At 42.8% G+C, this 25,717-nt stretch carries 20 protein-coding genes; 15 read left to right on the top strand and 5 right to left on the bottom strand.

The window, feature by feature from the left end; all coding sequences use genetic code 11:
* Window positions 1–624 precede the first annotated feature (624 nt).
* From PU629_RS02190 to PU629_RS02210, 5 genes are all read left to right on the top strand, one after another.
* Window positions 625–762, top strand: coding sequence for a hypothetical protein (locus tag PU629_RS02190; RefSeq protein WP_275282634.1), 138 nt, complete (start codon window positions 625–627; stop codon window positions 760–762).
* Between the two features lie 151 nt (window positions 763–913).
* Complete coding sequence (locus PU629_RS02195; RefSeq protein ID WP_275282635.1) at window positions 914–1,441, top strand: SRPBCC family protein; 528 nt, start codon at window positions 914–916, stop codon at window positions 1,439–1,441.
* A 67-nt stretch (window positions 1,442–1,508) separates the two neighbouring features.
* Window positions 1,509–2,501, top strand: coding sequence for an asparaginase (locus tag PU629_RS02200; RefSeq protein WP_275282636.1), 993 nt, complete (start codon window positions 1,509–1,511; stop codon window positions 2,499–2,501).
* Window positions 2,502–2,623: 122 nt separating this feature from the next.
* The gene (locus tag PU629_RS02205) at window positions 2,624–3,316 is read left to right on the top strand and encodes a copper homeostasis protein CutC (RefSeq protein ID WP_275282637.1); all 693 of its coding nucleotides are present in this window, start codon (window positions 2,624–2,626) and stop codon (window positions 3,314–3,316) included.
* A gap of 230 nt (window positions 3,317–3,546) precedes the next feature.
* Window positions 3,547–3,948: a globin domain-containing protein gene (locus PU629_RS02210; protein ID WP_275282638.1), complete on the top strand. Its 402-nt coding sequence runs from the start codon at window positions 3,547–3,549 to the stop codon at window positions 3,946–3,948.
* Between the two features lie 179 nt (window positions 3,949–4,127).
* On the opposite strand, the gene PU629_RS02215 is transcribed toward PU629_RS02210, so the two are convergent.
* A complete protein-coding gene (locus tag PU629_RS02215; protein ID WP_275282639.1) occupies window positions 4,128–4,427 on the bottom strand; it encodes a hypothetical protein in 300 nt (99 codons plus the stop codon).
* Between the two features lie 96 nt (window positions 4,428–4,523).
* Between PU629_RS02215 and PU629_RS02220 the strand changes: the two genes are divergently transcribed.
* Window positions 4,524–5,642 carry a C40 family peptidase gene (locus PU629_RS02220; protein ID WP_275282640.1) on the top strand — a complete coding sequence of 373 codons (1,119 nt, stop codon included), beginning with the start codon at window positions 4,524–4,526 and terminating at the stop codon, window positions 5,640–5,642.
* 102 nt (window positions 5,643–5,744) lie between these two features.
* Here PU629_RS02220 and PU629_RS02225 read toward each other — a convergent pair whose 3' ends face one another.
* The 3 genes from PU629_RS02225 to PU629_RS02235 all read right to left on the bottom strand — a co-directional run bounded on the left by PU629_RS02225 (window position 5,745) and on the right by PU629_RS02235 (window position 9,347).
* A complete protein-coding gene (locus PU629_RS02225) occupies window positions 5,745–6,680 on the bottom strand; it encodes an aldo/keto reductase family protein (protein WP_275282641.1) in 936 nt (311 codons plus the stop codon).
* A gap of 194 nt (window positions 6,681–6,874) precedes the next feature.
* Complete coding sequence (locus PU629_RS02230) at window positions 6,875–7,816, bottom strand: aldo/keto reductase family protein (protein WP_275282643.1); 942 nt, start codon at window positions 7,814–7,816, stop codon at window positions 6,875–6,877.
* A gap of 268 nt (window positions 7,817–8,084) precedes the next feature.
* Window positions 8,085–9,347: an aminopeptidase P family protein gene (locus PU629_RS02235; RefSeq protein ID WP_275282644.1), complete on the bottom strand. Its 1,263-nt coding sequence runs from the start codon at window positions 9,345–9,347 to the stop codon at window positions 8,085–8,087.
* A gap of 291 nt (window positions 9,348–9,638) precedes the next feature.
* Between PU629_RS02235 and PU629_RS02240 the strand changes: the two genes are divergently transcribed.
* The 9 genes from PU629_RS02240 (at window position 9,639) to PU629_RS02280 (ending at window position 24,333) form a co-directional block, all read left to right on the top strand.
* On the top strand, window positions 9,639–10,967 hold the full coding sequence (locus tag PU629_RS02240) for a DUF5667 domain-containing protein (protein ID WP_275282645.1): 1,329 nt from the start codon (window positions 9,639–9,641) through the stop codon (window positions 10,965–10,967).
* Window positions 10,968–11,370: 403 nt separating this feature from the next.
* Window positions 11,371–11,940, top strand: a complete 570-nt coding sequence (locus PU629_RS02245) for a DUF4352 domain-containing protein (RefSeq protein WP_275282646.1) — start codon at window positions 11,371–11,373, stop codon at window positions 11,938–11,940.
* Between the two features lie 176 nt (window positions 11,941–12,116).
* Complete coding sequence (locus PU629_RS02250; protein WP_275282647.1) at window positions 12,117–12,626, top strand: hypothetical protein; 510 nt, start codon at window positions 12,117–12,119, stop codon at window positions 12,624–12,626.
* 423 nt (window positions 12,627–13,049) lie between these two features.
* Window positions 13,050–14,150 carry a C39 family peptidase gene (locus tag PU629_RS02255; RefSeq protein WP_275282648.1) on the top strand — a complete coding sequence of 367 codons (1,101 nt, stop codon included), beginning with the start codon at window positions 13,050–13,052 and terminating at the stop codon, window positions 14,148–14,150.
* A gap of 1,284 nt (window positions 14,151–15,434) precedes the next feature.
* Window positions 15,435–16,562: a non-hydrolyzing UDP-N-acetylglucosamine 2-epimerase gene (wecB, locus tag PU629_RS02260; RefSeq protein WP_275282649.1), complete on the top strand. Its 1,128-nt coding sequence runs from the start codon at window positions 15,435–15,437 to the stop codon at window positions 16,560–16,562.
* A 1,271-nt stretch (window positions 16,563–17,833) separates the two neighbouring features.
* A complete protein-coding gene (locus PU629_RS02265) occupies window positions 17,834–20,005 on the top strand; it encodes a S8 family serine peptidase (RefSeq protein ID WP_275282650.1) in 2,172 nt (723 codons plus the stop codon).
* A gap of 301 nt (window positions 20,006–20,306) precedes the next feature.
* Window positions 20,307–21,431 (top strand): C39 family peptidase, encoded by a 1,125-nt coding sequence (locus PU629_RS02270; protein ID WP_275282651.1) that lies wholly within the window; start codon window positions 20,307–20,309, stop codon window positions 21,429–21,431.
* A gap of 396 nt (window positions 21,432–21,827) precedes the next feature.
* Window positions 21,828–22,820, top strand: a complete 993-nt coding sequence (locus PU629_RS02275; protein ID WP_275282652.1) for a DUF3231 family protein — start codon at window positions 21,828–21,830, stop codon at window positions 22,818–22,820.
* Window positions 22,821–23,076: 256 nt separating this feature from the next.
* A complete protein-coding gene (locus PU629_RS02280) occupies window positions 23,077–24,333 on the top strand; it encodes an ATP-binding protein (protein ID WP_275282653.1) in 1,257 nt (418 codons plus the stop codon).
* A 160-nt stretch (window positions 24,334–24,493) separates the two neighbouring features.
* On the opposite strand, the gene PU629_RS02285 is transcribed toward PU629_RS02280, so the two are convergent.
* On the bottom strand, window positions 24,494–25,615 hold the full coding sequence (locus tag PU629_RS02285) for a CdaR family transcriptional regulator (RefSeq protein WP_275282654.1): 1,122 nt from the start codon (window positions 25,613–25,615) through the stop codon (window positions 24,494–24,496).
* Window positions 25,616–25,717: the final 102 nt, after the last annotated feature.

The following is a 25,717-nucleotide window of genomic DNA, read 5'->3' on the forward strand; positions in this document are numbered from 1 at the left end:
AGTATGGGGCGTCTACTAAAAGGGCAACGCTTTTTGAGAGTCAACTGAATCCTGCTAACCAAGTGACTGAGCACGAAACAAGTGAGGATGGTCTGAGGACATGCAACTGCATTGGAAAAATGATTACCTGCAAGGATAGATTGATAGTCTCATTTTCGGAAAACTCCCCCTAACTATATAGTTTTATACCGTGAGCACGGATAAATGGATGGAATGCCTCCTTTCCGTCAAACGAATTGACTTTCAGAAGTTAGTTATTATTTCGCTAATCCCATCCCAATTTCCTTTGGTAGTTTTTCTCCTTTTTTCAGTGTGGTCACCGATTTTTCTCCTTTACTCTATATATTAAAAGGCGGCGCAAAAAAAATTCTTATGGGGTTGTTCTCTTGATGGGGAGTGTTGTGCATCAAATCCACTCCAAAAGAAAAGGGCATCAATAGCTTGCAAATGGCCTGCGAAAAGGAAGCTAAAGTAATGAGCAACAAAGTCTGCGAAGGGCGGCTTGAGAATAACAATAGCGGAACTTTATTGTGAGGATCTTTTAAGAAGAGAGGGGCTCTTTTTTTTACTTGCTGCTAGTATAACGATTGGTTATATTAAAACCAGTAATGAAGGACGAGGAGTGTGCTTGTCAGTAGTGGCAGAGCCAACCTGCAGGAGGATCTTGGACAGATTGTGGCAGTCTACTTAAGCGAGGTCCTCGGCAACACAGCCATTGATAGCCAATCATCGGCAGATTCTTCTCTGAAAGCGGTCTACTAAGTGTGCAGAAGGAGGCAAAAACGACGTATCAACGTTTTTAATTGCCTATCCGTTTTGAGAGGGATATAAGTGACTTTTTTGCGAAATGGGTTCAACTGATTGAAGCCAAAGCCGACCGCCTTGATCAAAGAAGACAGGAGGGAAACACGAAATGAATTCATTTGAATTTGAGAACATACACCTTTCGGAAGAGGAGGGAAGTTGGACGCTCGTTCTGGAGACTCGATTGGAGCATCCATGCAGCGAAGTCTGGTCTGCCCTGACAGAGAAGGCACGCATCCCAAAATGGGGGCCATTTAACCCGGATAGAGATCTGACCGAAAAGGGTCCGGTAAACTTGACCATGCTCGGAACACCCGAAGTTATGGAGACTCAAGGTGACGTACTTGAGGCTCGGGCCCCTCAGTTGCTGGTATTAAAATGGGGAGACGATCGTTTAAGCTGGGAACTCTCAAGTGAGGGCGATCAAACACAGCTTGTACTTCGCCATCACTTCAACGACCGCAAACAAGCTCCATCTTATGCGGCTGGGTGGCATCTCTGTCTAAAAGGCTTTTCGGGCCAGCTTGCGGGTAAAGACACCCCTTCAATGGCAGGACAAAACGCTTATCAGTACGGCTGGCAAGACTTGTATGAACACTATGCCAAGCTTTTAAGCATTGATTTGCTAAACGACTAGGAACTCACGTCTATACAAAACCAGTCTAATCGAATCTGGACAACTAAATGATGGAGAGGTGAAAAAAATGAGTGCACCGCTGCTAGTCTCCGAGTACCGAGGAGACCTCCTTGAAAACCTGCACCATGGCGTTATTTGCGGGATCAACGACAAGAAAGAGATCATTTATAGTAAAGGCGACCCCAATCATATGACTTTCTATCGATCTGCCATGAAACCGATTCAGGCGATCCCGGCTTTTAAAACAGATCTCATAACAACATACGGCTTGTCTTCAAAAGAAGCCGCCTTGTTTACCGCTTCTCATAGGGGAGAGTCCTATCATCAAGAAGCCTTGCGCTCCCTAATGACAAAATTACACCTGGAAGAAGACCTGCTTATTTGTCATGCGTCTTATCCTTTAAATGATGAACCCAAACATCAATGCTTGTGGGATCATGTCCCCAAACAAAAACATTTGCACAATTGCTCAGGGAAGCATCTTGGGTTTATTGCCACAGCCCGTGAAAGAGGCTTTGAACCGGAAACTTATTATGAACCAGAGCATCCTTTGCAGCAAGAAATTTTAAACTATTTGTCTGAGTTAGCAGAAATCGATAAAAATAAAATAGGTAAAGGGACGGATGGATGTGGTGTTCCTGTCTTTTCCGTTCCTTTATTTAATATGGCCTTATCCTATCTTAAATTTGTCTGCCCTGAAATGATTCCCGACTCAAGCACAAGAGCCGCAGTTCAAAAAATTGGTCAGGTGATGAATGACCATCCAGAAATGATTGCTTCCCATCAATTTGTCTGTACCGTGTTGCTCGAAGACCCTAACATTATTGCAAAAGGCGGCGCCCAAGGAGTCTATTGCTTTGCTCTGAGAGAAGAGAAGATGAGTTTTGCTTTAAAAGTGCTGAGCGGGTCAGAGCTCGTTTGGCCGCTCCTCATCGCCGGAATTCTCGAAGACATCCAATATAAAAATAAAGAAACGATTGAACGGTTAAAAGCCCTCCGCCCGTCCAACATTCTTAATGACAATGGCAAAGTCGTTGGAAGAATGATCGTGAACTTGTAATCGGTGCATTCAGGTAACAGGGTGGTGTGTTGTAGCTGAAGTTTGATTTCTAGCCGTGTGGGAAATGCAGGTAACGAGCATTAGCAGCGGCCTGCCAAGTTTGAATAATTAGGAGACCGTGTATGGAAATCGAAGTCATTGTTCAAAATGAGCAAGATGCACGCATAGCCGAGAAAGCAGGAGCAGACCGGCTTGAATTAGTTGCAACAATGGAGGAGGGCGGTCTGACTCCCAATCTGCGGGTCATTGAGCAAGTGTTAGCTTCCGTAAACGTCCCGGTTTTTGTTATGGTCAGACCTCACAGCCGTCATTTTTGTTATCGGGGAGCAGATTTAGAGGTCATCAAAGAGACTCTCTCTGTTGTTACTAACTGCCAGGCAGATGGCATCGTGTTTGGTTGTCTTAATGAAAAAAAGGAAGTAGATGTCCCGGTTTTGGAGACGGTGCTGTCCCTTAAAGGGGATTTGAAAATGACGTTTCATCGAGCTTTCGATGAGGTCATGGATCAAACAGCGGCCTATCAAACACTGTGCCGCTATTCATCTCGTATCGAGAGGATATTGACCTCGGGAGGAGCCGAAAAAGCAGGAGACGCTTTGGATCAATTAGAACATTTGATAGCACTGTCAAAAGAAGCAAGGGGTCCAGCCATCATGGTGGGCTCAGGGCTTCACCCCCAAACTTTCACGGCCATTCATAAGCGATTAAAGGCAGAAGCTTATCACTTTGGCTCCGGCGTACGCATTCATCAATCCTTTAATAAGACGATTGACCCCTCGCCAATTGAATGGTTAAAGGAAATTGAAACAGATTGATCCCTGAGCATGATCCGGGTTGTTGGCAGCTATCGTGGCCATGAAATGAGCTTGAGAACGGTAGGACACAAAGAAATTTTAAAAAATGGTTTCCTAAGCAACCTTTCATTGAAAAACTGTGATGAAGCTCACTTCGAAGGAAATCAAAAAAAGTTATAATAAGCTTGCGAATGGCCTTATGGGCATAAAACTCTATAAAGATGACTGAAGGAAGGAGGCTGAATGAACGGATGAAAAGTAAGTTAAGGACGATTTATGAGGAAATTGGTGAATCTACAATTTCACAATTGGTAGAAGCCTTTTATCCTAAGGTCTACAGCGATCCTGAACTTAGTCCATTATTTGTTGGTGATATGGACGAAATAAAAAGGAAGCAGAAGATGTTTCTCACTCAGTTTCTTGGCGGACCTCCTTTATACAGCGAAGAATTTGGTCCTCCTGCCATGAAGTACCGTCATCTGCGCTTTGAAATCACACCAAAACGAGCAGAATGTTGGCTGCGCTGCATGGGCGAAGCCTTTCAAGAAGTGGGATTACACAACCACCCAGCTGGCCCATTCTTCTATGAACGTCTAAAACAAGTAGCCGCTATCATGATTAATACTGAAGATACACATGACACCCATTCATGAATATGAATGGGTGTTTTTAATGGGTAAAGTGCTTTTTTCATGAGATCGCCTATGCGGCTAATTCTGCTGAACCTAAATTAGTAAATGTAGATCTAGGAGGAGCGCCATTATCATAAAAATGTCTATTTGTCCATGTCGTATAGGTTATATTTTGGTAATAACTGTAAAATTAGCGGTAATTATTTTTCGACATGCTTTATAGGAATGGATATGGGGGAAAGAGGCAGTGCCATGGATTGAGTGAGCCATCCTCGGCAAGTGGTTGACCATTTTTGCTCAAGCTGGCTTGATTTTCTCTCGGTTGTTGATTTGTTTTTAAAATGGTTAGACATAGCGAATTTCTTTGTCCTAAGACGATGAATGTCTTGGGATCGTTTCTTTTTTACAGATTGATACGCTCTAATGTTACAAGTTTGTAACAAGCGGAGAACAAAGCTTGGTTCACCAAGTGTTTCTCTTTTTACATTTGTAATGGGCATGTTTACCAAACCATTTTTGCATGATGATGTCTTATAATGGGGACAAGCAAATAACTTGACAACAAGAACATACATCAGAGGAGAGATGATAAGTTTATGAAACTTTCATTTAAAGTTTTGACAACTGCAGCCCTTCTTTCGACTACTCTTATAAGTGCAACGCATGCTCATGCCCAAGAAGTGACAGTAAAGTCCGGTGATTCATTATCTCTTTATGCGAAGCAATATAATGTGAATGTCCAGGATATTGAAACGCAAAATCATCTGACAAGTGATCGTATTTATGTCGGTCAAAAACTGAACATTAATCCATCTAATAAATATACTGTAAAAAGTGGAGATACACTTTGGAAGATTGCTCAAGTAAATGGTGTAACAGTGGACGAGCTAAAGGCGTGGAACGGTTTAACGAGCGATACACTCCAAATTGGTCAAACACTGAATCTTAGCTCAGCAGGTCAGACGGTATCAACGCAAGCTTCTGTTTCCACTGCTACCACTTATACGGTCAAATCAGGGGATACGTTATCCCAAATTGCCAAAAAGTATAGTGTAACAGTCGACCAGTTAAAAGCGTGGAATGGTTTAGCAAGTGACACCATTCGAGTTGGTCAAACGTTAAAGCTTAGTTCAGCGGGACAAGCTACAACAACTCAAGGTTCTGCTCAAACGTCTGCCGTTTATACGGTCAAATCAGGTGACTCTTTGTCCTTGATTGCCAAAAAATATAATATAACAGTCAATCAGTTAAAAGCTTGGAACGGTTTAACAAGTGATGTCATTCGGGTCGGACAAGTCCTTCATGTCTCATCAACACCAACTCAAGATCAATCTCAATCTAAAGCATTGGTTTCCGTGTCGGATCAAATTATTCAGGATGCCGAAAGCTACACGGGTGTACCTTATTTGTATGGTGGGTCTACGCCGAGCGGGTTTGATTGCAGCGGGTTTGTGAACTATGTTTACAATAAAGAAGGAGTTTCGATTCCTAGAACCTCCTCAGCTCTTTATTCTGGCGGAAGCAAAGTCTCAACCTTGCAAAAAGGGGATCTTGTCTTCTTCACGACCAATAGCACGGGAACAGTGTCCCATGTTGGAATTTATATAGGGAATAATCAATTTATCAGCGCAACAACCAGCAGCGGGGTAAAAATAGACAGCCTCTCAAGTACCTATTGGGGACCTCGCTATTTGGGTGCCAAGCGCTATTTGTAAAAATGGAATTTGTGAAACGGGAGAACCGTCCCTGCGTTTCAAGCCCCGCACAAGTGTGCGGGGCTGTTTTTAAAAATGAAACGAGAGAACCGTCCCCGCGTTTCAACCTAGGATTTGGCTGATCCGAGCAAGGGTGTCTTCGGAGAGTTTGATGCCGGATGCTTTGGCGTTTTCTTCGATTTGTTCGGGACGGCTGGCACCGACGAGGGCGCTGGAGACGTTGGGTTGTCTCAAGACCCATGCTAAGGCGAGTTGAGCCACGGTGATGTCGAGCTCCTGAGCCACTTGGGTCAGTTTGTCTACTTTTTCTAGATTTTCGTCAGTGAGAAGGTTGCTGAGGTCTTTTTCAGCGGCGCGGCTACCTGCTGGAGGTTGCTGGCCTTTTTTGTATTTACCGGTAAGGACGCCTTGTCCGAGCGGTGACCAGACGACTTGGCCAACGCCGTGCTTTTCACTGACAGGGATGACTTCTTTCTCGATTTTTGGCCAAAGCATGCTGTACTGCGGCTGGTTGGCGACAAAACGATCGAGGAGTTTTTTGTCAGCAAGGTGGGCGGCTTCGGTAATTTGTTCGGCGGTCCATTCGCTCACGCCGATATAGAGAACCTTTCCTTGACGGACGAGGTCATCGAGCGCACGTAAGGTTTCCTCAAGCGGTGTGCTTGGGTCGAAACGGTGGCAATAGTAAAGGTCAATATAGTCAACATCAAGGCGTTTCAAGCTGGCATTTGCCTGCTCTGTGATGTGTTTCCGGGAAAGCCCTTTGTCGTTAGGACCGTCGCCCATGTTACCGAACACTTTAGTGGCAAGTACATAGGATTCACGGCTGAACTTTTTGATGGCCTTTCCAACGACTTTCTCGGCCTCACCGCGCATATACACATTTGCTGTATCGAAAAAATTAATGCCTAGATCGTAAGCTTTGTGAATGGTGTTGATCGCATTTTCCTCAGCGACATAGCCGCCATAGGTTAACCAGCTGCCAAGGCTGATTTCACTGACTTTAAGACCAGTACGGCCAAGATTGCGGTATTCCATGTGGGAAACCTCCTTAGAATTAAAAAATGTCCTTCGTTTGGGATGGGTAATGACGGTTAGCTGTTGGGCGTTACGGAATGATTGATGTTGTCATGCCTGGGCAAGAGAACTCTAACCCGAGAGCTCTAATCCAGCGGCACTAGTATAAATGGCCCGCTGGCAAGAGCGAGCGGGCAGTGGGATGAACAATCGTATTAAGCTAAAATACCTTCGATTTTTTCAAGAACGTCAGCGCTGAGTTTAATGCCGGATGCTTTAACGTTGTCCTCGATTTGCTCTGGGCGGCTAGCACCAACAAGGGCACTGGCAACACCAGGCTGACGAAGGATCCAAGCGAGAGCAAGTTGAGGCATCGTGATCCCGAGCTCAGCGGCTATTGGCTTCAATTGTTCTACTTTTTGTAAGTTAGATTCTGTAAGCTGGTGATCGATCGCTTTCACACCTGAAGCAGCACGGCTGCCTTCAGGAGGGGCTTCACCAATTTTATATTTACCAGTTAATACACCTTGAGCAAGAGGGGAGAAGACAACTTGTCCAATACCATGCTTTTCACTGACAGGAAGAACAGACTCTTCGATATAGCGGTTGAGCATGCTGTATTGCGGTTGGTTCACGACGATGCGGTCAAGCAGTTTTTTGTCGGCAAGATGTACAGCATCTGTAATTTGTTCAGCTGTCCATTCACTGACACCAACATAAAGAACTTTTCCTTGGCGCACGAGGTCATCAAGAGCACGAAGCGTTTCTTCAAGCGGTGTATTCACGTCATAACGGTGGCAATAGTAGATGTCCACATAATCAACATCTAGGCGCTTCAAGCTGGCATGAGCCTGTTCCATAATGTGCTTACGGGAAAGCCCGCGATCATTTGGACCATCACCCATTGGCCAGAACACCTTCGTTGCAAGAACATAGGAGTCGCGTTGGAATTTTTTGATGGCCTTCCCAACAACCTTTTCAGCTTCACCTGTCATGTAGACGTTGGCGGTATCGAAAAAGTTGATTCCGAGATCATAGGCTTTATGAATTGTGTTCACCGCATTTTCCTCAGCAACATAACCAGCATAAGTGAGCCAGCTGCCAAGACTAATTTCACTGACCTTCAGACCAGACTTACCAAGACGACGATATTCCATACTGTAAGAAGCCTCCCAGAATATGTATTTGTGATGAGTAAACCTAAATTTGGACCACTAAAAACAAAGCAAGTCCAAATTATAAATCAATTCTATCATCTTACTAAAAACAAGGCTATGAAAACGCTTCTGAAACGCGGGTGAAACACGGGGACGGTTCTCGTGTTCCAGGAACAGGCGAAACGCGAGAACCGTCCCCGCGTTTCCATTGAACAAGAATGGGGACAGTACTCCTTATGAACAAGGAGTGCTGTCCCCAACTCTGTTTTTATTTGCGATTTGCCATAAATGCTTCAATTTCTTCGACAGTACGAGGAAGGTCAGGTGTGAGAACTTCGAAGCCATCCTCAGTAACGAGGACGTCATCTTCAATACGGATGCCGATGCCTTCTTCAGCAATGTAGAGACCCGGTTCAACCGTGATGACCATGCCTGCTTCAAGCTCACGAACGCGGTCGAGATTGCCGTAACTGCCGACATCATGCGTGTCGAGTCCAAGATAGTGGCTCACGCCGTGGAAGTAGTAGTTGAAAAGCTCGCTGTCTTCTTTAATAAGACCAATCGCTTTACACTCTTCAGCTAAGATTTCTTTCGTGCGCTCCTGAAGGGCATTGAATTTGACACCTGGCTTAATCATTTCAGTGATTTCACGAAGCGCGCGGAGGACGATGTTATAAATCGTTTTTTGGCGATCTGTGAACTTACCATTAAGCGGGTAGGTGTAGCTGATGTCAGCACTATAATAATTCCATTTTGCCCCAAGATCGAGAAGAATCAGATCTCCATCTTTTGTCGGACTGTTGTTTTTGCCATAGTGAAGAATGGTTCCATTTTCTCCAGCTGCCGCAATGGTGTGGAAAGCGTGATGCTTCACACCGCGAGTCTTCAAACCAAAATCGAAATAAGCTTCAATTTCGGATTCGTTCATGCCAGGCTTGGTATGAGTCATTGTAAATTTGATCGCTTCGGATGTAATGCGGCCCGCTTCTTTAATCTCGTCCACTTCTTCTTTAGACTTGATCACACGAAGCTCACAAATGGCGGGATACGCATTATGAATTTGTAAGTATGGGTAACGCGCCCCGATATCAGAAGCAAATTTTTGAGAAGCTGAAAGAGGCGCGTCCCAATGGCGGCGCTCAAGATCAAGATAGAGATGGGAATAAGAGTGCGAGATGAGAGCTCCTTGAAGGAAACCGTGAAAATCTTCTATGTATTGTACGGATTCGATACCGGAAGCAGCCATGGCCTCAGGCGCAGAGATCGTCTTACCTTCCCAGCGCTCACGAACAGGATCCGCTTTCTGTATGAATAAGGTTTCTTTTACCTTACCGTAAATCTTGTTGAGAACAAGGATGACCTTTGGTTCATCAATACCCGTTAAATAGTAAAAATTCAGATTTGGATAAAAATCATAGCCTTCATCGGCTGACTTATGAGGTGCTTCTCCTGCAAAGAACACGGCAAGCGAGCCCTCTTCTATTTGCTCAGCCAAGCGAGCCCGATTTCTTGTAAAAAAGCTTGACTCCATTATGACCCCTCACTTTCAAATAATTCGAACGCTTCTATTTTAACATAAAAATAAGGAAAAACCTTGTTGCGAAGCTTTAAAAAATGTCAGTGGTCAATGAAGTATTTTTGAAGGTGACGTACATAAATAGACAGAGCGTCCCGAACGTTTTTGGTGAATCCATTGCTTGCAGCTGATGAAATGGGCCCATTGTCAGACAGCGTCGAGTAACAGTAACCAAACAGGGATTGGCCGCGATGAATAAGTGGCCGCTACGATAAGAATAGACAGTCAAACATAGGGGGAACGACGATGATTAAAGTCAATAAATGGGGATTTACAGCGATTGCTGCCGTGACATTAGCTTTTTCACAGGGGGCAGGTCCTCTAACACACGCTTTTGCAGCGACAGGAGGGACGACAACCGCTCAGCAAACAACAGTTAATTCAGGCACAAGTGGTGATTCTACCTCGGTTAATACTGATTTAACCGCGACAAATACATCGGCTACCTCGATAAAGGAGCCAAAGCCGGGTTTATTGCCAGATAATTTCTTTTATTTCGTAAAGGCGATGGTTCAATCGATTAATCTCGCACTGACCACTAATGATACCGAAAAGGCAAAAAAGCTTGCCCATTATGCGGCCGTTAAAATTTCGGAAGCCAACGCACTTATGAAGGAAGGCAAGACAGACTTAGCAGAAGAGACGCTTCAAAAAGCGATTGACCTTCAGAACCAAGCGACCGATTTGACCGCAAGTGCTGCTGTTAAAGCTAACGGGTCAGCGTCATCAGACAACGGCACCACGAGCACAACGACAGCTGTTTCGGCCAATACAACCGCAACAAAGGATCAAACAACTGAAGCCAACACGATTAACACGAGTGATTCAACCGATGGATCGGCTGCAAATACAACAGCAGTGAGTTCAACTAACTCGGGCAGTGCTCTTCCAGTTGAGAGTGGCACTACAACAACAACTGCAGGAACATCAACCAATTCAGGCAGTGCTCTTCCTGTTGACAGCACTCAAATCAACCAAGCTAATCCTAACTTGAAACACAATATAGAAGCACTATTAGCTGCCCTTCAACACATCAAGAATCCAAAGGCACAAGCAGCTTTGTCTAAAACAATTGAAAAAAGCTTTGAAAAACTTGGTTTGAAGTTAGAAAAAGTAAACAACACGTATGTTGCCGAAAACACAAATGATGAGAAAGCGACTGATCAAAACGTATCGGATGATCAAGCCAAGTCTGATGTAAAAGCAGACCAAGAAAAACCGGCCACTGATGAGGACAGCAAGCAAGCGCCCCCTAAGAAACCTACATCAGAGAAACCAACATCAGAGAAATTAAAAACAACGGTCGGCCAAACGAAAAAAGAGGCTAAGAAGGACGTCAAGGAACTTGTCAAACATAAAGCCCAGCCACTTGTTAAGAAGGTGGCTAAGCAAACGCCAAGCCAAGCTAAACAAGTTAAAGCAGATGTAAAGGCAGATGTAAAAAAAACAGTTGATAAATTATCAGCAAAAGTTACCAAGCAAGCGATCACTCCAAAAAAGGTAAACCCACATCATGTTCTTCCAATCAAAAGTCATGCCAACGCGAAGAGTGAAAACCATGGACATAACAACTAAATAGTCACGTACAAAAAAAGAACCAGCGTGTCTGGTTCTCAGATTGTAAACAAAAGGCACTCTTTCCTAACCGAGTGCCTTTTGTCATGTCCTTTTTTAAAAGATATTGACTAGTGGCAAGTGTCTTGTGTCCAGCGTCGGCAGTACAGAAGTGATGCTGAGGTTTTCTACCTGACACTTATTAAACGACTTGAAGAAAACGGCAATAACGGTTAAAACAAATTATCTCGAAAATTTGTTAAAATTGAACCTAGAATCAATAAGTCTTTAACAATCTCAACTATTTTTTGAAATCTAAGCCAAATATCACTTTATGTCGTCTAATGAGTGAAGACAGTTAAAGGGGAGGAACAATTTTGGAAAATACAAATTAACAAATAATTTGGTTTTATGGAGGAGAAAAATGAAGACAATAAGATTCAAGAAATTAGTATTTATTGCTTTTATTGTTTTGCTGTTTATTTCTGGATGTGGGTCATCACAAATGAAGACCGCCGCAAATAAAAAAATGACAGTAAATAAAGATCTAGTAAAGTCTCCTAAGATCGGTGACACAGTTGTTGTTGGGAAAATGGTCTATAAAGTGAATAAAGTTCATACTACTGCTCAAGTTGGTCCTGATTCTCAGGTGGGACCGTCTGTTTTACCATTAAAAGCCAAGGGGAAATATGTGGTTATTAATGTGACAGTAAAAAACAATGGTGATGATTCCGTTGTTTTGAAAGATAATTTTTTAAAATTAAAAAAAGGTAAGAAAATGTTTGATACAGATTCAAAAGCAAGTCTCACGGCAAACCTAGATAAAAATCAACATATTAAAAATTTTTACAATCAAAATCTACTTCCGGGAAACAAAGCCACAATTAATATTGTTTTTGATGTCGCACCATCAGTTGCTTCATCACCGAACTTACTATTACAAGCTCAAGAGGGTGTGTCCGGAATGCACAGTGCTTTAATTGATTTAAAGTAATGGAAGTGCCAAAAAGGATTGACCCTTAAAGCAGGAATTGCTCTATTCTGCTGTCACAATTGAAATAATGTGAATCAGAATCAACGGGGAGCGTTAATAGTTTAGTGAAGAAACCTTTTCCAATTCGTGAAGGGTTAGTCTGTAAAAATTGATATACCGTGAATGGGAGTGGTCTTTTGGAAGAACTAGAAATCGAGATATTACCGCTAACACAAAATGAGTTTATTTTCTCTTCTATTGGTCCGATTTTCAAGAAAAAAAATATATATATCGTCATAGCTCTAGTTATTGTGTCGAATTTATTGGTGATTTATGGAAATAATCATATGCATTCAATAGCACTTTACCTTTTAATCGTAGTTTATGATATAGTTATGATTTGTTTATTCTGGTTTAAGCTACTGAGAGGGTATAAAAAGTATGTCATGGCTGCTAAACATGGAGCGAAATCATTTATTTCAATTACACAGGAACGAATTAAAATAAGTTCTACTATTGGAAAAACTGTAGAAGCAAGTTGGGGTGTCGTTACAGATATTAAAAATAAACCAAATATATTAGCTATTTATACGACTACAACCAAGAGAGCAATTGGAATTCCAAAGCGCTCATTTCACTCAGAGTTAGAGGCTGAGGAGTTTATTGGTAAAATGCAGGAATATTGGAAGAAAGATAAAATACTATAATCCTTAAATTGATTTGGTTACAACTTATTTATAGCCGACATAAAATATCCCTCATAGTCAATTATCATGGTAACGAACCTTGTTTACTAATTGTAAGGCATAAATCTACACCCCGTCACACGGTTGCAATTCGCTGATATAATCACTGTAATAGCGGTTTAGGTCCTGCTAAACTTCTTGTGTGTGGCGAGGGTGACCGGCTTCCTCAAGATAATGTTCCCAAACATGCCGTTGTATTAATTTCTTATAATCCTTATTCGGGTCCAACGCTATTGCATTCCACAAAGTAATTAGCGAAGGGGCTTTTTTTATGGAACTAGCGCCCAAAATGGTGGATAATAGGCTCTAGACAGAGAAATAATCAGAAACAAGTTCAAGAGAAATTTTTTTAATAGGAAACAAATAGAAGAGGATGGTAAGGACATGCAGCAAAGATGGCAACGGAATGAGGAGAACCTAAATAGCGGAGAGAAGAACCGGAAGCGGCTGAACAAGCGGGGGAAACGTCTATTCGTCTTGGGCGGGGCTTATTTATTAACAGCTGTTATAGGGATTTATGGGGTAGCCTCTCTCTTAAACCTCACGTCACCGACTACGAACCATTCGACTGCTAATGCGAAAAACTTGGATACAAGCATAAGCTCTAAATCAACCACGACCACGTCTGCCAAAAAAGAGACAACAACTAGTGGGAATTCATCAAGCGCCTCCGATTGGACCATTACGAATAAGTCAAATTATATAAAGATTACTGTACCTGTTGCCAATGTGAGGGTATCACCCAGCACAAATGCAAGCGTCCTAGAAAAGCTTACAGAGAACACGATTATTAAAATAACACGTGAAGCCAAGAAAGATGGTCAAATTTGGTACGGCTTTACAGGGGAAAAAGGTGATAGGTGGATTTCGTCTGATGTCGCACAAATAACGGACTCACCGAATGTCGTGATAAACACACCTGTTATAAGTCAGCTTCCAGAATTGCCAAGGGGCTGTGAAGTTACTTCTCTCGCAATGCTTCTTAATCAAGCGGGCGTAAAGGTAGATAAAATGACACTCGCCCAACAGATCAAAAAAGTCCCCTTCCATGACGGTTCTTATATTGGAAACCCCAATGACGGGTTTGTAGGAGACATATATAATCTAAAAAATTCGGGCCTTGGAGTTTACCATGGGCCAGTTGCCGACCTCGCCAAAAACTATCTAGGAAATAAAGTAGACGATATGACGGGTCAAGATTGGTCAGCCGTTGAAAAAAAACTTGACGAAGGCCATGCCGTTTGGGTCATTATCAACTCAACATTCAAGAAGCTCCCAGCTGATGATCCCTACTGGTATAACTGGAGTACAAGAGAAGGCCCACTAAGAGTCACCTACAAGGAGCACAGTGTCCTCGTCACCGGCTATGGACCCGACACCGTATTCGCCAACGACCCGCTCTCCGGAAAACAAAACGAACAACTCAACAAAACCGACTTCATAGCCGCCTGGAAACAAATGGGCAACCAAGCCATCTCATACTGAAACGCGGGGACGTGAAACGCGGGGACGGTTCTCGCGTTTCATTCACAGGACAAAACGCAGGGACGGACAAAACGCAGGGACGGATCTCGCGTTTCATTCACTGAAATCAAACCGAGGCGCTCCTTTAGTGAAACAGCCATTCACTAAGGGAGCGCCTGTTTTACATCCTCTAACTTGCTTGAAACCTCCAAAGGCCTCTTCCTTTTATTGTTTGGATTTATCTTCTTCCCCTTTGTCTCTCAAAATAGATTCCAGTCGTCAACCGACATTACCGCTTAGACTAATTCGTCTATTTCTAGTTGCCTACTTAAGAAGGCAGCCCCTGTTTCTGCTTTTTTGCTAAACCGTTCTCAGTATTTTCGATGGTCCAACCAGTCGACTTTTATCCATAACGGCATCGCTGTGTTCAAATTAAGACAACACTTAGGCAGTGTCGTCCGCCTTTTAGTTATACTTTTGTTCCTCCCTCTTTTCCTTGTCCATGATTGTAGATTGTCACCGCCACTATCCACAACTTTAGCCTCTTTACCATCTTCATTTTGTGAAACAGCCGCGTCACTATCCACATTTTCATCCTCTTTTCCACCGCTACCTGTTGATAGGGTGGCGCTATCCACATCTTTTTTTCTAGTTAATGATTAGTAGAGAAGAAAGCGGCTCTCTATTGACCAATTTTGCCTATTGATTGGCGTTTCTATCAACAGGTTTGTCACCGATTATAAATCATCCACAGTTCCCCGTCTTTGCCACCCTCATTTCGTGGAAAAACCGCGTCACTATCCACATTTTCAACCTCTTTTCCACCGCTGCTTGTTGATAAAGTAGAGCTATCCACACCTTTTTTTAGTTAATGATTAGTAGAGAAGAAATCCGGTTTCTATTAACCAATTTTGACTATTAAATGGCGTTACTATCAACAGGTTTGTCGCCGATTATAGATATCCACAGTTTCTCCCTTTTTGTCACTCTCATTTTGTGAAAAAACCGCGTCACTATCCACATTTTTGCCCTCTTTTCCACTGCTGCCTGTTGATAGAGCAGCGCTATCCACACCCTTTTTTCTAGATGGTGAATTAACCAATTTTGCCTATGATTGCCGTTACTATCAACAGGCTTGTCGCTCATTGTTCGTAGCTTTGGCCGTTCAATTTGGGGTGTGAGAACGATCTGAACGGAGTCCATTTCCTAATTGTGAAGAATCATGCTAAGATGATGAGAGATTAATTCAGAACATGAGGAAATACATATATTATAGAAGAATCACGTTATCAAGGAGTGGAAGAGATGATAGAAGCTCATAAATGTAAAAAAGTGATGGCGGTGTTTGGAACACGGCCGGAAGCGGTAAAAATGGGGCCGGTTGTGCTGGAGTTGCAAAAACAGGAGGATATGGAGACCATTGTGGCGGTAACGGCTCAGCACCGAGAGCTACTCGACCAAGTCCTTGATGCCTTTCATATTAAGCCCGATTTTGATTTGAAAATCATGAAGCAAAATCAAACGTTGAGTGAAATTACAACACGGGCACTTTTAGGGCTCGAGGCTATTATGAAAGAGGTTAAGCCCGATTTAGTGCTTGTCCATGGTGACACGACGACGACATTTGTAGCGGGATTAGCGGCTTTCTATCAGCAAATCCCGGTTGGCCATGTGGAAGCAGGCCTTCGAACTTATAATAAATACTCGCCATACCCTGAAGAAATGAATCGCTTGTTGACGGGGGTTTTGGCTGATTTGCATTTTGCCCCGACCGAGATGGCTGCTGAACATCTCCAAAAAGAAAATAAGCGTGCAGATACGATTTTTGTTACAGGAAATACAGCGATTGACGCCTTCAAATATACGATTATGGAAGACAAGCGTCATCCGATTTTAGAAAAAGTAGCGCCAGATGAGCGATTGGTCCTGTTGACAGCGCATCGCCGAGAAAACTGGGGCGAACCGATGGAGCAATTTTTTACAGCGATTCGGCAAGTTGTGGACGAACAGTCTGATGTCCACTTGATTTACCCCGTGCATCCGAATCCAAAAGTGCGTGAGCAAGCGGAAGCCATCCTAGGCAATCATCCTCGCATCGAGTTGATTCAACCGCTTGATCTGCTCGATTTCCACGCTGTTCTGCCGCATGCCTACTTGATCTTGACTGATTCGGGTGGCATTCAGGAGGAGGCCCCTCACTTCGGCATCCCGCTTATTGTGCTGCGCGATACGACCGAACGTCCAGAAGGTATTAAGGCTGGTACCGCGTTGCTTGCCGGTACAGACAAAAATGAAGTCTATCATCTAACCACCCGGTTGCTCACGGACACGGAGTTTTATAGCAAAATGTCAAAAGCCGTCAACCCATACGGCGACGGCAATGCCTCCAAACGAATTGTCGAACACATTCGAGCCTATTTTAATAAGCAATAAAATAGTTTCAAAAAAAGCTTCCAATCCACAGATTCGGTATTGGAAGCTTTTTATCATTGAGAGGCCTTTCAATTTGTGCTAGATCCCAGAAGGTTGAAGAAAAATGCTAGAAGGTCGCCCAAAAATCCGACCAAAAATGCCAGAAGGTCCATGACAAGCCTTTTCAATTTGATCAAGATCCGAGAAGGTTGAAGAAAAATGCTAGAAGGTCAGCCAAAAATCTAAGAAGGTCGCCCAAAAATCCGAGAACATCCTCAAAAAATGCCAGAAGGTCCATGACAAGCCTATTCAATTTAATCAAGATCCCAAAAGCTTGAAGAAAAATGCCAGAAGGTCAGCCAAATATCTAAGAAGGTCTCTCAAAAATCCGAGAACATCCGCCAAAAATGCCAGAAGGTCCATGACAAGCCTATTCAATTTGGTCAAGATCCAAGAAGGTTGAAGAAAAATGCCAGAAGGTCAGCTAAAAATCCAAGAAGGTCGCCCAAAAATCCGAGAACATCCTCAAAAAATGCCAGAAGGTCCATGACAAGCCTATTCAATTTGATCAAGATCCCAGAAGGTTGAAGAAAAGTGCCAGAAGGTCAGCCAAAAATCTAAGAAGGTCGCCCAAAAATCCGAGAACATCCGCCAAAAATGCCAGAAGGTCCATGACAAGCCTATTCAATTTGGTCAAGATCCAAGAAGGTTGAAGAAAAATGCCAGAAGGTCAGCTAAAAATCCAAGAAGGTCGCCCAAAAATCCGAGAACATCCTCAAAAAATGCCAGAAGGTCCATGACAAGCCTATTCAATTTAATCAAGATCCCAGAAGGTTGAAGAAAAATGCCAGAAGGTCGCCCAAAAATCCGAGAACATCCGCCAAAAATCCCAGAACCCCCACGGCCCCACCCGCCCAAACCACTACAAGCTGAAAATTCTCTCCATGCATCCCAATTTTTGTATAATGGATGCGCTGCCAACTCTATGTTTGCAGCGCATTATTGTCAAAGTGAGTTCCTGGTAAAAATTTAATAATAAAGACTTATTTAAAGTGAGAGGAATCGTGTTACACTACAATAGAAAAATAGATTTGTAGGATTCACTTTCCAATTCACTTTCACTTTTAATTCAATAATTTTGTAGGATTCACTTTCACTTTCAATTCAATACATTTTTGGGATTTACTTCCAATTCGTTTTTACTTCCAATCTGTTTTCACTTCCAATTCAATAAATATAGAAACAATCTAGCGCTCATCTTACTACAAATACAATAGGGCAGGAGAAATGAGATGGGGAACATTAAACGATTAGGGATAAGGGTGTCGGCATTAGTGTTGGGGCTTATTTGTCTAGTCGGGCAATGGCAGGGGACATTGGCTCATGCGGCGACCGATCAGAAGCAGTCAGCTGCGACGGGGGCGAGGACGTCGGGGAAGAGCACAACTAGCAAAAGTCAGCATCTCATTGTTATTTATAAAAATAATTCTGGTAAGGAAGCGGCGGATAACGCCGGTCAGGTCGAGCATCAGTTTAAATCAGTCAAGGCTGTTACGGTCAATACGGATGCGAAAGGCCTTGAGAAACTGAAAAGTAACCACGATATTGCCTATATTGCGCAGAATGTTACGCTGAAGACGCTTAGTATGTCAGATAAAAACCAAGGATTTAAAATTCTTAATACGACCACAACTAGCCAAAATACAGCCGCTTCGACTGCCTATAAGTGGAATGTGACTGCCCTTCAAGCACCAGCTGCCTGGAGTGAAGGGGATACGGGTGCAGGCGTTAAAGTGGCTGTCATTGACACAGGGATTGGTCCGAATAATAACATTAAGCTAGCAGGGGGCTATTCAGCCGTTTCCTATACGAGCTCTTATAATGACGACAATGGACATGGAACGCATGTCGCTGGAATTATTGCTTCACAATATAATAAAACCGTTGGCGTTGAAGGGATTGCGGCGGGTGTCAGCCTTTATGCGGTCAAAGCGCTTGACCAAAATGGCGACGGGGATCTTGATTCGCTTTTAAAAGCCATCGACTGGTGTATTACTAACAAGATGGACATTATTAATATGAGCCTTGGGACACCAACCAATTCAGCTGTTCTCCAATCTTTTATAGATAAAGCGTATAATGCAGGAATTACGATTGTTGCAGCTGCCGGAAATGAAGGCACGACCGCAAGCAGTAAGGACACAATGGATTACCCGGCAAAATACGATGATGTGATCGGAGTCACCGCTGTTGATTCATCGATGAAGTTCGCAAGCTTCTCATCTTCGGGCCCAACGGCAGAGGTTGCGGCACCGGGTGTTAATATTACGAGCACTTATCTTAATAACAATTATGCGGTAGGCTCCGGGACTTCTCAGGCAACACCGCATGTTACGGCACTATTAGCTTTATTAAAGCAACAGAACCCGACTCAGAGCAATGCCATGCTTCGAACGCGCTTGGACCAATTTTATACGACGGATTTAGGGGCAACAGGACGCGATACGTTATACGGCTATGGCTTCGCGCATTATGTAACGAAAGCCTCTGAACAAACCATTGAGCAAAATGCGATTCAGGCAGCCGTTACAAAAGCGGAACAAGAGAAGACGGCAGCGAATCTAGAAAATGCTGAAAACCTCTTGGCTCTTTTACCCGCAACCGATAGTCAAAAAGCAGCACTCCAATCTCGACTCGATGCGGTCAAGAGCTATGTCTCGCTTTTAACAAGTGCTCAGACAAAGGTTGCTGCTGCTGTGAAGTCCATGACGAAGGCCAATGTACTAGGGGCGCAGCAGGCCGTTGATCAGTTAGCAAATGATTCTAATAAGACGTCCTTGCAGCAAAAGCTAGACAGCGTTAAGGCGACAATGCTCGTAAATGCCAAAAAGCAAGTCGCTCTAGCAAAGAAAAGCTTGAAAAAAGCGGATCTGGAACGCGCTCAGGTCTTGGTCAATGAACTCTTAACTAACAAGGACCGCGAAAGCCTTCAAACAACCATTAACACGATAAAAAAAGCGCTTGTGACTAATGCCAGCCAAAAAGTAAGGGCAGCGGAGAAAGCTAAAACACGATCGAGCATCACTACCGCGACTACAGCGATCGAGCAGCTCTCGAGCGGTTCCACGAAAACGGCGCTAAGCAGGCGGATCGCGGCTCTTGAGAACAAATTGATTGCCACTGCCAAGTCAAAAGTGGCGCATGCTGAGAAATCTAAAACAAAAACAAATGTCGCAGCTGCCATAAAAGCAGTCAATCAACTGAAGAGCAGTTCAACTAAAACCTCTCTATTGAAAAGAATCAGGTCGGTTGAGGCGAAACAAGTACTGACCGCCAAATATGACTTAAAGAACTATAAAAAATATAAAACATCGCATTACCATTTTGTTACCGAGAGGGCCATTAATAATCTCCAACCTTCTTCAACGAAGACCTCTCTAATGAAACAATTCAAAGCCGTTTAATCAGCTTGAACTCTCCAACCCCTGAGTTAATTGATTCAGGGGTGATTTTTTTGGACATACCGATTATCTTAATTGTTTTTTAAGAATACTTTTCTAGACTAGGGTAAAACTAATGTGGTCGAATAGAAGGTTAAAGAAACTGATAGCCGTTTAGCTCTTGCTTTGAGCGGCATAAGCGGTCCGAACATCTGCTGCTTACACTTAAGTATCATCCTTCATACGAGAAAACTAGACTAGAGAACTAGTCTATCAAACTTGTGGATTCATAAGTATATATAAACTAGTTGTTTGGAGGGGGCAGATGGTGCAGAGAAAGAAAAAATGGTCAATGATGCTTGGCCGGTTCATGGGCTTAATTCTATTCCTATCGATTAGCACGGGATGCGGGACGGTTAAGGCATCAGCTCCCGTGAAGACGCCTTCTGACTCGACGTCCGCCATACATCAAGCTGCTGCTAAAGTGAAAACAGTAGCGACCAGTGGGAAACTAGCAACTGTTGATGAGAAGATCAAACAAGTGGATAATGTGGCAACAGATGCCCAGCTCTTAAAACAAAAGTGGCTGGAGTGGGAAAAAAAGAACACGCCCTTTTATACCTTTTACGATATTAATACGATCAACAAAAATATAGTGGTTACCGCAAGTACCGCTTCAATACGGAAGGAACCCAGTGTGGCCACAGATATCGTGAAACAGGTTCATCAAGGGGCTGTCTTTCATGCCATTGGTGAGGCCACAGTCAGAGACACGGTGTGGGATGAAATAAAGTTGACTGATAAAACGGTTGGCTGGATACGCGTATCCTTAACCGCTGTAACAAGTGTCGAGCCAGAGGGAACAACGGTCTTATTGGATGCTCCGATCATTTCGCAAATGCCGGAGCTACAGAGGGGCTGTGAAGTCACGTCGTTAGCCATGCTTCTAGGTCAGGCAGGGATAAAGGTAAGTAAAATGACGTTGGCTAAGCAAATAAAAAAAGTGCCGTTCACTCAAAACGGGCTAAGAGGCAATCCAAATGATGGATTTGTCGGCGATATTTACACGTTCAAAAATCCAGGTCTAGGCGTTTATCACGGACCGGTTTTGCAACTGGCCAAAAACTATTTGAGTGATGCGGTTGATTTGACGGGTTCAAACTGGTCGGCCATTGAAAAGAAACTGGTGGAAGGCCATGCTGTTTGGATCATCACCAACAGTTCATTCGGACCGCTTGCTAAGAGCGGAAGCAATCTATGGTACACCTGGCAAACCAAAGATGGCCCTCTATCCATCACCTACAAAGAGCATAGCGTCCTAGTGACCGGCTTTGACAAGGACTCGGTATACATTAATGATCCGCTCTCAGGTAAAAAGAATGAGGAAATCAGAAAGGATAGCTTTGTAGCGGCCTGGAAGCAGATGGGCAGCCAGGCGATATCCTATTAATCAATTTAATAATTGAATGAGGTCCGTGCGACAAAATCGTGTGGGCCTTTTCTTATCCTATTAGAAAGTTGTGCTTTAAGTGCCAGCAACATGTAAAACATAGAAGTACAATCATGAAGGGATTTTTTTGAAAACGTCCATAACGGAGGTTCGAGCACCATTTGGCGTGTGCCTGTCGTTCAAAGCGTGAAGGAGTAGGCTCGCTGCCGGAGATACTTGACGGCAAGCTAAGCCATCCTAATAAATCATAAATGGCAGGAACGTTTTCTATATAATTCAGATGGGATTGGAAGGTTTTTTCCAATGTGCGGTTCATGGGATACAAAAAAAGGAAGTTGGAAAAATAAAGTTAATCTATTATGTCAGGGTACCATTGCTGCAACTTAGGAGGAAACGATGGTGTTTAAACCGACAGCAGGAGAAATTTCGAATCTTTGGAAGTTTATTATAAGCAATGAAGCTCAGCTTTGTTTAATTGAACATTGGTTGTACCACGCTGAAGACAAGGAGTTAAAGGAGCTTTTGCAAAAGTCCAAGGATGTGGGAATCTGGATTGTCGATCAGGCTAAAGAATTATATACAAGAGCAGGCTTTCCTGAACCTATAGGCTTTAAACTCGAGACAGACGCTATGCCCAATGCTCCAAGAATGATGTCAGATAAACTAGTATTAGTGATGCTTCAAATTTTAGCCGAATACGGGGTATTTGGATATGGGTTAACACTCGGGAAAACAGAGACACCCGAAGTCCTTTCCTTTTTTTCAGATTGTCTAAATAAAGCCGTTGAGCTTTATCAGTTGAACACAGAAATTAATCATAAAAAAGGATACCGCAACCAACCCATCTATGTCCCGACGCCTTATTTCCCAGAAAATGCAAATCGAAAATCCTTTTTAGCCGGTTGGTGGGGGGACCAAAGACCCATTAACGCCTTAGAAATAGACAGTCTATTATTCAGTCTACGCGGCATTATATTGGCCAAAACGTTTTTCCTGATATTTTCTCAAATTGCCAAAGACCCTGATCTCAAGAAATTTTGCAATAGGGGGAAACACATAGCTGAAAAGCGTGTGGACCGAATCCAATTACTGAATAGTAAAGAAAACCTGCCGTACCAATCAACTTATGAAACAGAAGTGACCGATTCAATGATTTCACCCTTTTCTGATAAACTTATTATGTTTGAAACCGTTGGACTTGCCCAAATCGCTATTTCCAGATACGGGAACTCATTATGCTCGGTTGTGAGGAGAGACTTAGGGGCGATGTTTGCCCTCTACATAGCGGAAACCGGAACATTCCTCGATGATGGGCTAAAGCTAATGATCGATAAAAACTGGTTTGAGCAGCCTCCCCTTGCCATAGACCGAGAGCATCTCGGCAGTTAGAACAGGTTGTTCGGGGCGGTAAATGCGTTTCACGCCGATGCCAGTTTAGGGGACTGGCCTCTTTTGAAAGAATGACTGTTCGAAGAGGTCTGTCTCCCTCTCTATTTTTTTTTTTTTTTTTTTTTTTTTTTTTTTTTTTTTTTTTTTTGTCAAAATCATTCTTTAATCTTTTTTATTTTTGGAATTTTGATAGAATAAATTAAAGCTTAAGAAGCAGCACAGAATCTATTTAAACAAAAAGTGAGGACGTACCCGGGTGAATCAATTTGAATGGTATCTAGCAAACGTCTCTTTTATTGCAATTCCATTTTTCTTTTATCAATTATTTTGGATTAGTAGACCAAAAAATTTTAATAAGGATCTGATAATGTTTGCTGCAGCAAGTATAAGTGCACTGCTTTGTATGCGCTATCCAATCCATTTTGGTACGGGTATTAATTTTGATTTAAGAAATATAGTGCTCATTCTTTGTGTTCTTTATGGAAATAGTTATGTCAGTGTTCCTCTTTATCTATTGATGGTTGCTTATCGCTTTTTTATGGGAGGAATCGGGTCCTATATCTCTTTATCTTCAACGACATGCCTTCTTTTGGGGCTGATTCTATATAAAAAAAGGTACCATACCCTGGCCCTAAAGAAGAAAGTTTTATATAATATCTCATTCGCAGTAGGCTCCGCTCTGATAGTTATTACGGTAGCGTTTTTTATTTCAAATGAATCCTTGTTCAGTTTTCAAAAGGCATTGCTTTCATTAGTTTTATCAGAAGCTATAGGTATGTGGTTAATGACCTATTTTATTGAAACGACATTAAGCAATGCCTCCCTGCAAAAAAATATGATGATGGCGGAGAAATTAAAGGCAATCAGTGAACTATCGGCAAGTATCTCACATGAGGTTCGAAATCCGCTGACCGTAACAAAAGGGTTCCTTCAAATGCTTCGTGATCCAGATATTTCTTTAGATAGCAGACAGTTTTATGTGAAAATTTCTCTGACTGAGCTAGAACGGGCGGAGATGATCATTAATGATTATTTAGCTTTAACGAAGCCCCATAAGGAAGCGGTCATCTTAGCTAATCTGGAAGAGGATCTGGGGTATGTTCTAAATGTGATCAAGCCCTACTCTGCCATACATAATGTGAACATCAATCATCGAATCCATAATTCATTGCTCGTTCAATATGACCAAAATCAGTTGAGACAGTGTCTAATCAACTTAATGAAAAATTGTATTGAATCCATGTCTATGAATGGTGGGACGCTTAATGTTGAGATGGTTTCGGACGATAATCATGTGAAAATTAAGATTGAGGATACCGGAATAGGGATGACTAAAGAAGAAGTGAACCGATTGGGTGTCCCTTATTACACGACGAAGGAAAAAGGCACTGGACTTGGGATGATGGTCGCCTTCAGTGCCATCCATGCCATGAATGGCAAACTGAATATAGAAAGTGAAAAGGGAAAGGGCACTGTTTTTACTATTAAACTCCCTTCCCATCAACAAAAATAGCAACGAAGAAGGCTCATTCTTACAAATCGGGTAAAAGTATATCCAGAAGGTCCATGGCGCTTGATCATGAGGGAGCTTCGTTGGTCGTGGCGAAAGCGTAAAATGGAGCTGCATCATGTAAGGGCCTAGTAGCACCTGCTGATAGACTCGGTTACCGAGCTTATATAAAAAATAGAAGACTATGAAGGATTAGTGCGTCGCTAAACGTTCGGGGGTCGAGATGCCAGAGCGTTTTTATTTTTTCTAAGCGGTAAACGAGTGTATTTCGGTGAATGTGCAAGGCTTTGGCTGTGCTTTCGATGTCCTGGTCCAACTCTAAGAATAGTTGAAGAGTTTGCATGAGCTCTTCAGCTAGGGGCAGTTTGTCTCTCAAATAGTGTTCAATAAAGGAGGTTTTGGCAGCCTCAGGGACTTTATCAAGGAGTCGGAGGATGCCCCAATCCTCAATATGCATGACGTTCTGATCGCTCTTCTTTAACTCGATTAAGCGAAGGCATTGTTCAGCCTCCTCATAACTCTTCCGATAGCCCGGGATTGTTTCATAGGCACCCCCAATACCAATTGCACATTGGAGCTTTTTCTTATGAAGTTGATTTTCAATAAAAGTTCCGCTGGACATGGACGCCTTCTTTGAATATGCCTTGGCAGTTGGCAGACCTAAGGCAAAGAGTCCATTTCCAAGATGAGATAGGAAATGAGCGCTTGTATTCATGGAAAGAAAGCGCGACACGTTATCAATCATCTCAAACTTTTTATTTAATTGAGTTTGCGGGTGATCCAATCCGAACACTCTAATCAGAAGAATAGCACAGCTTTTTTGCACATCGATCCCCAAAAGACTGGCGCGATTGGCGAGTTCATTGACCTCAAGGTTCGATCGTTTGGTAAGATCCAGCAGCCATTCTTTGATTGATTCGCTTTCATATCGGAGTTTATCGATGAGATATTTCTGATTGATTAGCGTTTCAGTCGTCAATTTGACTATTTTAGCAATAGGAAGAACCGCTTTTGGATCGCCAGTTATTCCTACAACACCAATGCAGTTGCCATGCATATGGATAGGCAGGTTGACCCCCGGTTTCGCTCCCTTTTCCATTCGATCAATGATTTTTTCCCTGTTGCTTTGGACGACCTCAAGAGCTCCGCTATGTATGGACTGAATTCGGGCGGGGTCACTGCTCGCCACTATGATCCCTTCTTGATTCATGATGTTAAGGTGATAATTTAAGGTCAAATTGATTTTTTCAATAATCGGTTGAGCTAGTTCATAAGTGATTTCCACACCACCACTCCCCTATATGGTAATAAAACCCAATAATTCGTTAAAATGACGAAGTTCGAGACGGATTTTACAGAATAATTCGTATTTATTGTCAATGAATTT

The sequence above is a fragment of the Pullulanibacillus sp. KACC 23026 genome, from assembly GCF_029094525.1.
Classification (GTDB): Bacteria; Bacillota; Bacilli; order Bacillales; family Sporolactobacillaceae; genus KACC-23026.